Origin of the sequence: Psychrobacter sp. DAB_AL32B (assembly GCF_002224105.1) — a bacterium.
Lineage (GTDB): Bacteria > Pseudomonadota > Gammaproteobacteria > Pseudomonadales > Moraxellaceae > Psychrobacter.
Genome location: NZ_NEXU01000030.1, coordinates 26215 through 39211, shown reverse-complemented (window position 1 = coordinate 39211; position 12997 = coordinate 26215). Strand labels below are relative to the sequence as shown.

Below are 12997 nucleotides of genomic sequence, written 5' to 3'. Positions count from 1 at the left end.
TTGCCATCACGCCACTAAGCAAACAAGACAGCCTTATTATTACAGCAGGTAAGCGTCATGTGACCTTAAAACCGATGGATTTAGCGAATTATACTGCGAAACGTGGTAGTCGTGGCGGTCAGTTGCCAAGAGGCTTTCAGAATGTGACGAGTGTTGAGGTGGTTGGGTAGTTAGAGCGATATAACTACTAAAAAATGAATCTTAATTAAGGACTTATCATGGAAGATTTAACCATATTTGAGAACTGGCTCGAAAAGCATCTACCTGAGGTTGTGAAAGATTTGAATCCGCCTGCTACTTTAGAAGAAGTTCAATTGTTAGAAAAAACAATTGGCAGAAGCTTACCAGAAGATTTTATTTCATTATATCAATGGCATAATGGACAAATGGGTAATGCCGCTACTGGTCCTTGGTATGGCTTAGAATTCATGCCTATCAAAAAAATTATTAAAAGTATTGAGTTAGAAAAACAGATAATGGAAGAGTTAGGAGAAGATGAACTTAATTCGATGGGTGAATGGATGAAATCAACTCCTGACGGTTATGTTAAAAAGGCTAATAGCAATCCATTTTGGGTACCATTTGCCCACGACCATGGCGGAAACTTTCTAGGAATAGATTTAGATCCAGACAAGCTTGGTATAGTTGGACAAGTAATTAACTTTGGTCGTGATGAAGAGCGGAAAATTGTGGCTAGCGAAAGTATTAGTGATTTTCTATCATGGCTAGTAAAAGAGTTGGGCAACAGTAATTTTAATATAGCTATCGAAGATGATGAAGATAGAAGTTTAAATATGTTGTACCCTGAGAGCGGACATTTTTTAGATGCTTTAGCAATAATTTATCCTGAGCAGAAGTGATGGCATATGATGGATAGCCACATAACATTAGCAAAACTACATGAATTCATTTTATTACAACCACGCTACTTCTTTATAGTTAATACGTTTTAAATCACTAGCGATGGTAATATGTAACATAATAGGACTGTTAAACTCACTATGAATAATAAAGCCCCCACACCCAAAATCATCTTTTTTGATATCGATGACACATTAAGCCGTAACGGCATTATCGCTAAACATAACCAAGCAACGCTTGAAGCGCTAGCTAAGACTGATATTAAACTGGTGATTTCAACCGGACGCTCAAAAGCCATATTGCCTGCGGATATCTTAGCGTTATTAGATGCCGATGTATTAGATGCTATCATCTGTATGAATGGACAATACAGCTTTAATAAAGAGGGCATGATTAGTCATTACCCATTAACAGATACGCAGACCAACAAAATTGTGCTGTTATGCCAAAAAAGTGAACTCATCCATAAATTTGACTCCGCAACGCATATTGCATGGTCACATGAGAACGAACGTCTGCGTGAATACAATGCAATCACGCCAAATTCTATCCTTGACCCAGATTATCATAAGGCCAATACGGTTTATCAATGCTCGGTATTTTTTAACAACCAAGAAGAGAAAATGCAGGAGGTTGATTTCGCTCAGGATGATTTAAAACTGGTGCATTGGCATCATATTGGCGCAGATATCTTGCCAGCAGAAGCGTCCAAAGCACGAGGTATCATAGATTTATGCCTGCATTACGATATTGATGCGAAGGATTGCATGGCATTTGGTGATGGGTTGAATGATTTAGAGATGTTTGATTTGGTCGGGTTTGCCGTAGCAATGGGCGATGCAAAAGCAGAACTTATAGAGCGTGCAGATTTTGTCACTGGTACGATTGAAGAATATGGAATACAAGCAGTGGTTGAGCATTTACTTGTAGTCTAGCAGTCAGTTCAAAAATTGTAAAAGAGAAAAGCTTAAATTATATTAGCTATACTGCGTTTAATTACTCCTACATTATTGTTTAAATTGATTAAACGCATCCACACCAAGCCAATCTGCTCCCAGCATCACTACACTCAGTACTAATCCTATAAGCAAACACAACTTAAAACCAAAAGGCATATACTTGTATGGCATTTGGGTAATGCCATACAGGTGCATATTTTCCACTTTATTAATGGGATAAAATATTAGTCCAACAGCTATCATAAACATAAAAGGCGCTAAGAAATAAAACCCCAATAATTGCATCGGCTTTTCTGCATAGAAAATAACCATCAAATATGCGCTCATCACCATAATAAATAGAGCAATAAGACGAGTGATAAATCGTGGTTTGGCAAATTGACGAGCATATTTGCCTACATCGTGGACACGCTGATTTTGGACACTGAGTATAGGATCAGTATAAATTTGTTCTATCGATTTTATGGCAGGAATTAAGCGTCCAATCTGCCAAACATCTCTAATTGAGGAATACAACCAATAAGTTAAAATAAATACAATAAGCAGTAGCCACCATTTTACATTTGGATAGACTGCCCAAATCATAACTACAAATATGAATAATGATATGAGTGAGACAAGGCACTTTAAAAGAGCGTTCAACCGCTTTGCTTGCAGTCCTATTAATATAAGTCGTTTTCGAGCAATAAACGTAGGTGACTCCGCGCCAAGCGGTATCTCATCGGTCAGTTTTTTGCCCATGATTCTGAGTGTGCCTTTGATACTGGCATCGTTCAGCCCTACTCCATGATGAAGAATCTCAATCAGCTCGTCAATACGAGCTTGGTCTTTATGATTTATCAAAATATATAAAATTCCAGCTGCGTTTATCTTTTAGAGATTAAGGTAGTTTATAGTTTTTAACCACGCCCCGCTACCAACCCATAAACCCAACTACCCAGTTTGTATAGGCTAAAAACAATCAAAATGAATATTAATGCAGCGATTAGATAAGCCAAAAATGTTGGCATATTGGTCAACCACCCAATACTAAACGCCACACCTAAATACGTTTCTAATGGCCAGCTCAAAAGTGGCGTGTCTATACCACCCGTATTAAAAAATGCCATGATGCCGCACAGACCTATCACAGCAGTGATGATTCCAGCAATTTTTTGGTTATTCATATCATCTCTCTTTTACAATTGATTCAAATTTATCTCATAAATAATCGAACCATTACGGCATCGTCAAACCACCATCAACCGCGATAGATTGACCAGTGATAGCCGAACTCAAGTCTGACGCCATTAGCAATACTGAATTGGCAAAATCGGCAACTGAGGTTGCTTGGCGCAATGGCGTCGTCGTAGCGATATAATCAAACACTTCTTCAGTCGTTAATTTACTAGCATCAGTAGTTTTCAACAGTCCACCTGCCAGTAAGTTAACACGGATACCATATTGTCCAAGCTCAGCCGCTAGATTACGCGTCAGACCAATGAGCGCAGATTTTGCCGTAGTATAGTCGTAATAAGTCACCACCGGATTATAAACAAGGTTGGTTGAGATATTGATAATCTTGCCCATCTGCTGGGCTTTCATTTGCGGTAAGACTGCTTGCACTGTATTAACTGCGCCTTTGACGATACCATCTATTTGCTGAGAAAAATGCGCCCATTTAACGGTCTCAATACTGGTGTAATCAGCGCTTGGGTTGAACTGATAGCTCGGCAAAGCATTATTAATCAAGATATCAATACGCCCGAAACGTTCTATAACTTCCGCTGCCATTGCTTGCATCTGAGCCAAGTCAGTCACATCACCTTTATAAGCAAACGCTTGCCCGCCTGCCGCTTCGATATCATTAACGACTGTTTCAGCAGCCGCTTTACTATTGAGATAATTGACACAAACAATCGCGCCTGCCGCTGCCATTTGCTGAGCAATTTGCGCACCGAGACCACGACTCGCGCCTGTAACTATGGCGACTTTATTGGTCAATAATGCTGGTATAGCCGCTTGAATCTCATTCATTATGTTTTATCCTTTATTATTTGATACTTATAGAAAACAAGGCTTATTTTGATGGCTTTATTTTAATGACACTAAAAACTAGACAGCGCCAATCATAGCATGATTAACGGATTGCATAATGTGGAGCTATTCTCACTACCTTTATATACTTTAAGTAAAACTAAGCAAATTCAAGCAGTTGCCCTTTAAATTTCGACTTAGGATAACCATAACCGTATAATGAATATACTATAACGGTATCATGCGCCCATTTTTATCTTTTTGCCCTATTTAGGAGAGCCATCTTGTCCCATTTATCATCAAGTCTTTCAACTAGCAACCTTACCCGAATGCTACCTAAAGCGCTGTTGTGCGTTGCTATTGGGCTTTCGCTTGCTAGCTGTAGCAAATCTGACAATGCCGCGGCTGATGGTAGTGCTGCTCCCAGTAATGTCACGCTCAATCTCTATAACTGGTCAGAGTATATGCCACAAGAGATTCTCGATGGCTTTACTAAAGAGACTGGGATTCGAGTTAATTACACCACCTTTGATTCCAATGAAGCGATGTATGCCAAGCTAAAACTGCTTGATGATTCTAGCCAATATGACTTGGCGATTCCATCAACTTATTATGTCGAAAAAATGGCTAAAGAAGGCTTATTGCAAGAGCTTGATAAATCTAAATTGAGTAATTTTAAAAACCTCGATATTTCATTTACTAATACTAAAGTTGATCCTGATAATAAATACTCGATTCCCTATATGTGGGGCAGCACTGGTCTTGCTATCAACGGCGAAACGGTTGATCCTGCTACGGTTAATAGTTGGAATGACTTATGGCGTCCTGAGTTTAAAGGTCAAGTGATGCTGATGAATGATATGCGTGAAGTGTTTGGCATGGCACTATTGACCCTTGGTTACTCAGGTAATAGCAGCAATCCTGATGAGATTAAGGCAGCCTATGAAAAGCTGACGACCTTGATGCCAAACGTAAAAACTTTTAACTCAGACGCCTCACGTATGCCATATATGGAAGGCGAGACAACGGTTGGTATGAGCTGGAATGGTGAAGCAATCATTGCTAATAACGAAGGTTTAACCAGCTTGGTTTATAAATACCCAACTGAGGGCGCGATATTATGGATGGACAACTTCGTCATTCCTAAAAACGCCAAACAGGTCGATGCGGCACATAAATTTATTGATTATCTAATGCGTCCCGAGAACTCTAAAATCGTCAGTGAAGAGATAGGTTATGCGTCGCCTAATATCGCAGCACGTGAATTGATGCCTGATGACGTTAGAAATAATCCAACCATCTATCCGAGCAAAGACATCTTAGCAAAAGCTGAATTTCAAGAAGATGTCGGTGATGAGGCTTTGCAAGTCTATCAGCAGTATTGGGATAAGCTAAAAACTGGTCGTTAATTATCTAGCTATTAAGCTCAAAAGACAGCTTAGAATATCACCCATAAAAAAACGCTGACTTTAAATGGTCAGCGTTTTTTTAGCATTGATATTTAGTATTGATACTTGGTATTTATAAATGCAAATCAGTTTCGCTACCTTTATGTTCAATTCGGCGTTGTTCGCGGCGCTGGTAGCGCAGACCAGAAGCAGCAAACCATTGCGCTTGAGTCGCTTGCAATAAGTCACTGAGCCCCTGCAACTGTACTTGTAAGGTTTGCGTTAACCAAAAATAGCCTTGCCACTCAAAGCCCAAACTTTCTACACTTGGATATTCTGATACCGCAATACGGGTAATGGGACGAAAGACTTCGTCATTTGGGCTACGTAATACTGCCGCCATATGTTGCATCGCTTGCGTCAATTCATGTTGATAATGTATGAGCAGAATATGATTTTCATCGTCAATCTCAATATTAGCCAAGCGCGGCGCAGCACTTAATAACAAATCAATGGTACCGATAATATTACGATGCGTGCGCTGAATCGTCTCTAGCGTTTCCTTGTCGATTCCTGATTCGCTGGCAGTCGCCGCGATATGCGGACGGACGGCTAGCAGGCGCTTATTAATTTTTTGTAACGCCTTAACCAAAGATTTATTAACCGGTGTATCAGGTACAGAGCGGCTTGCAGGATAAGTCAAACTTGATAAGCTGGTGGCCTTGCTAAACTTAAACGGCTTTGGCACCAAAACCTCAGCATCAATATGATTTCCAACTCCTGCATACAGATTGCTGCACGTTTCAAGGTTGCTTGCCAATAAAAATCGCCACATCAAGGTAGATTTAAGTGGTAAAACTAAGGTCGCTGCTACTGCCACCCCAGCGCCAAGCAAAATATTAAAGGCGCGGTACAGACCATCTTGCGCTATATTACTGTGATCAGGACTCGAGACAATCATAAGCATGGTAATGCCCGTCAGCAGACCGATATAGCCCAACTGCTTGACCGCGACATAACCGATGATGCCGCTAATAATGCCAATCAGCGCATAATACAACCACAACCAACCACCGATATCTTGAATCAGCCATAAAAAACTCAGTCCGACCACCACCCCAAGTGAGGTGCCCAATATTCGCTCTTTAGCCTTAGTATAGATCGCCCCTTGATACTGCAACAAGCCCAATATCACAAACACAGTAATGGTCGTCCATTCACCATGCGGCAGGTTCGTAAGCTCATTTAACACTAATGCAGTGAGAACCGCGCTACCCAAACGTATCGCATGCAAGACGTCGGCATGCTGGTAGCGTGCATAAGGCTCAATAAGCGGTGCAGTAAATCGTTGCCAAAAATTTAGTTTCACGCAAGACGTCTCTTATATTTAAGGAATAAAAATAGCGTTAAGTAATGATTATAAATTTAGCAATGCACAAAGCCATTATCAAAAAATAACGCCTTTTACCTATTAAAAGATAAAAGACGTTAAAGGTCAAACATGCTAGCACATAATACAAAAAACATGAGTATATGCTAATACTTGGCGCTCTGTTGCTGTAGAAAACTAGACGTCTAAAAAGTCTAATATACCTTCAGCAGCTTCGCGACCTTCCCAAATGGCCGTCACCACCAAGTCAGAGCCGCGTACCATATCGCCACCGGCAAAGATTTTAGGGTTACTGGTTTGAAACCTAAACGTCTGCTTCTCTAAAGCCAAAACGCGACCGAAGTCATCCATCGTTACTTGCTGGGTCTCAAACCAATCGGCAGGACTCGGACGAAAGCCAAAGGCTAGAATCACCGCATCACAAGGAATAATCTCTTCAGAGTTTATAATCGGCTCAGGATGCTGACGACCGCGTTCATCTGGCGCACCTAAATGTGTGGTGACAACTTTAACCGCATTAACCTTACCATTTAAGCCAATAATTTCAGTCGGTTGGCGATTGAATAAGAATTCAACGCCCTCCTCGCGCGCATTGGTCACCTCACGGCGTGAGCCAGGCATATTTTCCTCATCACGGCGATAAGCGCATATAACTTGCTCTGCACCTTGACGGATACTGGTTCGGTTACAATCCATCGCCGTATCACCGCCACCTAGCACCACGACCTTTTTACCTTTTAGATCGATATAGTCTGCTGGATTTTTTTCCCAGTCATTGCAGCGATTGACATTGGCAATCAGGTAATCTAAAGCGTCATACACACCCTCTAATTCTTCACCAGCAAAGCCACCGCGCATATAGGTGTAAGTACCCATGCCCATAAACACGGCGTCATAGTCGCTGAGTAGCTCATCGATACTAACATCAGTGCCAATTTCCGTCTCTAGACGGAACTCTATACCCATGCCTTCAAAGATGACACGGCGGTTACGCATGACGTCTTTTTCCATTTTAAACTCAGGAATACCAAAGGTTAATAAGCCGCCAATCTCAGGGCGTTTGTCAAAAACCACCGGTGTCACACCATTTCTAACTAAGATATCCGCACAGCCAAGCCCTGCTGGTCCTGCACCGATGATAGCGACTTTTTTATCCGTCCAAATAACTTCTGACATATCCGGACGCCAACCGAGTGCAAAGGCGGTGTCATTGATATATTTTTCCACATTGCCAATCGTCACGGCACCAAAGCCATCATTGAGCGTACAAGCACCTTCGCACAAACGATCTTGCGGGCAAACACGGCCGCAAACCTCAGGTAAAGTATTGGTTTGATGGCACATTTCTGCTGCTTGAAATATCTGCCCTTCAGCCGCCAGTTTCAGCCAATTCGGGATATAATTATGTACCGGACATTTCCATTCACAATACGGATTGCCGCATTCGAGGCAGCGGTGCGATTGCTGCGCGACCGATTCACTTTCAAACGGTTTGTAAATCTCCACGAATTCGGTGGCACGAGTGGCAATATCTTTTTTGCTCGGCTCAAGCCGTGGTACATCTAAAAACTGAAAATCATTGTCTAAGCGCTTTGCCATGATGCTGTCTCTTTTATATAAGGCTTTTCAATAAGAAGCTTTGACAGTCAACGTATACGAGGCGAATTAACGTGATAAATTAATAAAACTCGCTAATACTTCGTTGCTGTCACGGCTCTGCTTAACATATTTGGATTGCAAACTTAACCTACAATACTTACCTGACGACTGTTATTGTGGGTCGGCCATGGTGGTCTTAAGTAAGGTTGCAATGTTTGCCGCTTTTGGCTTAACCAAATAAAACTTACGCGCATAATGCTCAAAGTCCGCCAATATGGTCTGCCCCCAAGCGCTAGCCGTTTTATCCACATGGTTTTCGATGACTTGTTGTAAATAGATACGATGCCCTTCGGTTTGCTCGCTTGAGATACGATTTAAATCAATCAGCTCATGGTTACAGCGATCAAAAAAGTCACCTTCCATATCAAGTACGTAAGCAAAACCACCAGTCATCCCCGCACCGAAGTTAAGACCTGTGCGCCCAAGAACGGTGATAATACCGCCGGTCATATATTCACAGCAATGATCGCCTGTGCCTTCAATGACCGCATGAGCACCAGAGTTTCGGACGCCGAAGCGCTCGCCTGCAGTACCAGCAGCGTATAATTTGCCACCCGTTGCACCGTATAGACAAGTATTACCAATGATAGCCGTATCTTGCGCGGTGAAACTGGAATCCTTGGGTGGATAGATGACAATCTCGCCGCCCGCCATGCCTTTACCGACATAATCATTGGCATCGCCTTCTAACTCAATATGTAAGCCGCCCGCATTCCACACACCCAGACTTTGCCCTGCGGTACCGGTTAAATGCAGCTTAATCGGCATCTCATTCATGCCAAGATTGCCCCAAACTTCTGCAATCTCACCTGAGATACGCGCGCCAATCGAGCGATCACAGTTACCGACGGCATAGCTATAATCGCCGCCATTACCTTGGCGAATATTGAGTAGCATATCCTTAATCATCTGCTCAGCAAGTAATCCTTTATCAAACGGCTCATTACGGGCAACCTGACAGGTTTGCGCTTTGCCGCTACTGGCTGGATGACTAAATAGTAACGGCGTTAAGTCAAGATGACGCTGCTTATCTGTCGTACCTTCTAGCACTTCAAGTAAATCAGTACGGCCGACCAACTCTTCCATACTACGTACGCCTAATGCAGCTAGCCATTCACGCGTTTCGATCGCCACAAATTTAAAGAAGTTAATCAGCATTTCAGCTTCACCAATAAAGTGATTATCACGTAGCTGGGCTTTTTGGGTGGCAACCCCAGTTGGGCAATTATTCAGATGGCAGATACGCAAGTATTTACAACCGACTGCTATCATCGGCGTGGTACCAAAGCCGAAGCTTTCCGCACCAAGAATCGCAGCTTTAACCACATCAAGTCCTGTCTTTAGACCGCCGTCAGTTTGAATACGAACCTTATGGCGTAAGCCATTGACCCGTAGCGACTGATGCGTTTCAGCAAGCCCTAATTCCCAAGGCGAGCCTGCATGATGGATAGAGGATAGCGGCGATGCTGCTGTACCACCGTCATAGCCTGAGATGGTAATCAAATCGGCATAGGCTTTCGCAACGCCAGTGGCAATCGTGCCGACTCCCGGACGTGAAACCAACTTAACTGACACCAGCGCATCAGGATTGACTTGCTTAAGATCAAAAATCAGCTGTGCCAAATCTTCAATCGAATAAATATCATGATGCGGCGGCGGTGATATGAGCGTCACACCCGGCACCGAATAACGCAGGCGCGCAATCAAAGCGTTGACCTTACCACCAGGTAGCTGCCCACCCTCACCGGGTTTTGCGCCTTGAGCAACTTTGATTTGTAAGACTTCTGCTGAGCGTAAATAGGCGGGCGTCACACCAAAACGACCAGAAGCGATTTGCTTGATTTTTGAGTTACGTAGCGTGCCGTAACGGACAGGGTCTTCACCACCCTCACCTGAGTTTGAGCGTCCGCCAATGGTATTCATAGCGATAGCGATGGCTTCATGCGCTTCTGGCGACAATGCGCCTAACGACATGCCAGCAGAGTCAAAACGCATCAGAATTGCCGAAATATCTTCAACCTCACTGACATCGATAGGCTTGTCCGTTTTAAGCTGCAGTAAATCACGCAAAGTCGCCACTGGACGGTTATTGACCAAATCAGCATACTGACGATAATTATCATAATTGCCCGTCCGTACCGCGGTATGTAGGCTATTAATCACATCAGGGTTAAAGGCATGATATTCTTTATCAAAAACAAATTTTAGTAAGCCGCCTTGGTCAAGTGGCGCGCGCCGTTTAAATGCATTTGCCGCAAGCTGCGCTTGATCCGCCGCCAAATCAGCAAAGGTTGCGCCTTTAATACGACTTTGCACGCCTTTAAAGCACAAGCTGACGACTTCTTCAGAGAGACCAACCGCTTCAAATAGTTGCGCACCGCGATAAGAGACAATGGTAGAGATACCCATTTTTGATAAGATTTTTAGCAAACCTTTATCTAAACCTTTACGAAAATTTACTCGCGCTTGAATGGGATCGCCAAGCAGCTCACCAGTGGCGACCAAATCGTCAATCACATCATAAGCAAGATAAGGATAGATACAGGTCGCGCCAAAGCCAATTAGTACCGCCACTTGATGCGAGTCACGAGCCAGACCGGTCTCAATAATTAAATTGGCATCAGTACGAATACCTTGAGCAATCAGATAATGATGTACCGCACCGGTGACCATAATGGCATTAGCTGGCACTTTAGCAGCATCAATATCTTTATCAGACAAGACTATCAGCGTATGACCAGCACGAATGCTACTAGCGACTTGCTCACAAATAGCTACGATAGCTTCTGATAAATCTTGAGTTCGCTCATAGTTCAGATCAATACGAGCCATTTTAAATGCAGGATCAGCGAGCGTTTCTAGCTGCTGCATCTTACTCGCTGACAATACTGGCGACGATAAGATAATGCGATGGGCATCTCTTGCCGATGGCGCAAACACGTTGGTTTCAGCGCCTAGACACGTCTGTAACGACATCACAATAGACTCACGTAGCGGATCAATTGGCGGATTGGTCACTTGTGCGAACTGCTGACGAAAGAAGTCACCGACATGACGAATTTGCTGTGACAGCACTGCCATCGGTGTATCATCACCCATCGAACCGACTGGCTCTTGAGCATTTTCAGCGTTAGGACGAATGATTTCTGTACGCTCTTCATTGGTGATGTGATACATTTTTTGCAGTGCTTTTAGCGGCTCGCCGCGACATGCCTGTGCGGCGAGCTCTTCCTCTAAACGCTCATCATCACGGATACGTGTCGCTTCTTCACGTAACCATTTGCGATAAGGATGCGCCTTTTTAAGTAAGGTCGCAATCGCCTTAGTATCCATGATTTGACCCGTCTGCGTATCGATGACCAGCATCTGACCGGGTCCAACACGACCTTTGGCGAGCACATCCTTTGGTTTGTAGTCCCAAACGCCAACTTCAGAGGCCACGGTGATATAACCATTCTTAGTCGTCACCCAGCGCGACGGACGTAGGCCATTACGATCCAGCATACAGACCGCATAGCGACCATCTTGAATGACTAACCCTGCTGGACCATCCCACGCCTCCATGTGCTGCGAGTAAAACTCATAAAAAGCGCGCAAGTCCATATCCATGCTATCGACATTTTGCCAAGCAGGTGGCACAAGGATAGACATGGAATGAAACAAACTCATACCGCCTGACATTAGGACTTCCAGCATATTATCTAAGCTGGATGAGTCTGAACCACTGCTATTTACCAATGGTGTTAATTCATTCAAATTAGGCAGTTTTGCTGATTTTAATTTTGGCGTACGCGCCTCAGACCAGCTGCGGTTACCCGTGATGGTATTCAGCTCACCATTATGAGCAAGATAGCGAAATGGTTGTGCTAAGGGCCAACGCGGCAAGGTATTGGTTGAAAAGCGTTGGTGAAATACCACAATATGCGACGCCAAACGCTCATCTTGTAAATCCAAGAAAAAAGCAGGCAAGTCAGATGGCATTACTAAACCTTTATAAATAATAGTCTGACAGCTTAATGAGCAGACATAAAACAGCTCATCACTCACTAAGCGCTGCTCTGCTTTTTTACGGGCAACAAACAGCTTACGGTTAAAATCCTCCGCAGCTAGATTATCAGGTGCATTGACAAATACTTGCTTAAAATCTGGCAAGGTCTGACGACCAATCTCACCAACGATACTTAAATCAAGTGGCACATCGCGCCAGCCAGCTACCTCTAAGCCTTGCGCTGTAATCTCATCGTTTAATACCTGCTGACTATGCTGTGCTTGGGTTTTATCATCATTAACAAACACCATACCAACCGCAAAGTTGTCGGTCATCTTAAACTGCTGGTCAGCGGCAATATCTTTAAAAAATGCCATAGGCGTGGCTAATAATAGACCGCAACCATCGCCGGTCTTACCATCTGCCGCAACACCGCCACGATGGGTCATGCAACTTAAACTATGAATGGCTGTTTTTACCAAATCATGGCTGGCTTGTCCCTCAATATGAGCAATCAAACCAAAGCCGCAATTGTCAGAAAAATCATCTGGCGTGGCCAAATGCGTGTGGGAAGAAATCATCGACATAGCGTGTCCTTTTAAATGAGCGGTAGTCTATGCAACCAATGTGACGCACAAACCATTCTCCGCAAGCAGAACGGGCTAAATATATTCACATATCCGGATTAATAAAGCGCAGGCAGAGAAAATAGTGCAAGCGTTTTGAGTCTGATAAA

The 12997-nt window shown here is 43.4% G+C and carries 9 protein-coding genes; 3 read left to right on the top strand and 6 right to left on the bottom strand.

Annotated elements, in window-relative coordinates:
• Window positions 1-218 precede the first annotated feature (218 nt).
• Window positions 219-860, top strand: a complete 642-nt coding sequence (locus CAN34_RS03895) for an SMI1/KNR4 family protein (RefSeq protein ID WP_089554529.1) — start codon at window positions 219-221, stop codon at window positions 858-860.
• 141 nt (window positions 861-1001) lie between these two features.
• Entirely contained in the window at window positions 1002-1796 is a 795-nt protein-coding gene (locus CAN34_RS03890; RefSeq protein ID WP_089554528.1) for a Cof-type HAD-IIB family hydrolase, read from the top strand.
• 72 nt (window positions 1797-1868) lie between these two features.
• On the opposite strand, the gene CAN34_RS03885 is transcribed toward CAN34_RS03890, so the two are convergent.
• From CAN34_RS03885 to CAN34_RS03875, 3 genes are read right to left on the bottom strand one after another with little or no spacing between them, the layout of a single operon-like run.
• The gene (locus CAN34_RS03885; protein WP_089554527.1) at window positions 1869-2663 is read right to left on the bottom strand and encodes a hypothetical protein; all 795 of its coding nucleotides are present in this window, start codon (window positions 2661-2663) and stop codon (window positions 1869-1871) included.
• 56 nt (window positions 2664-2719) lie between these two features.
• The gene (locus tag CAN34_RS03880) at window positions 2720-2986 is read right to left on the bottom strand and encodes a hypothetical protein (RefSeq protein WP_089554526.1); all 267 of its coding nucleotides are present in this window, start codon (window positions 2984-2986) and stop codon (window positions 2720-2722) included.
• A 52-nt stretch (window positions 2987-3038) separates the two neighbouring features.
• Complete coding sequence (locus tag CAN34_RS03875) at window positions 3039-3836, bottom strand: 3-oxoacyl-ACP reductase (RefSeq protein ID WP_089554525.1); 798 nt, start codon at window positions 3834-3836, stop codon at window positions 3039-3041.
• Between the two features lie 284 nt (window positions 3837-4120).
• Here CAN34_RS03875 and CAN34_RS03870 point away from each other — a divergent pair, with 284 nt between their 5' ends.
• Window positions 4121-5245, top strand: coding sequence for a PotD/PotF family extracellular solute-binding protein (locus CAN34_RS03870; RefSeq protein ID WP_089554524.1), 1125 nt, complete (start codon window positions 4121-4123; stop codon window positions 5243-5245).
• A gap of 112 nt (window positions 5246-5357) precedes the next feature.
• Here the strand turns inward: CAN34_RS03870 and CAN34_RS03865 are convergent, their stop codons facing one another.
• From CAN34_RS03865 to gltB, 3 genes are all read right to left on the bottom strand, one after another.
• Window positions 5358-6593: an FUSC family protein gene (locus tag CAN34_RS03865; protein ID WP_079692667.1), complete on the bottom strand. Its 1236-nt coding sequence runs from the start codon at window positions 6591-6593 to the stop codon at window positions 5358-5360.
• A 198-nt stretch (window positions 6594-6791) separates the two neighbouring features.
• Window positions 6792-8213, bottom strand: a complete 1422-nt coding sequence (locus CAN34_RS03860; RefSeq protein ID WP_089554523.1) for a glutamate synthase subunit beta — start codon at window positions 8211-8213, stop codon at window positions 6792-6794.
• Between the two features lie 171 nt (window positions 8214-8384).
• Window positions 8385-12848 (bottom strand): glutamate synthase large subunit, encoded by a 4464-nt coding sequence (gltB, locus tag CAN34_RS03855; RefSeq protein ID WP_089554522.1) that lies wholly within the window; start codon window positions 12846-12848, stop codon window positions 8385-8387.
• Window positions 12849-12997 lie beyond the last annotated feature (149 nt).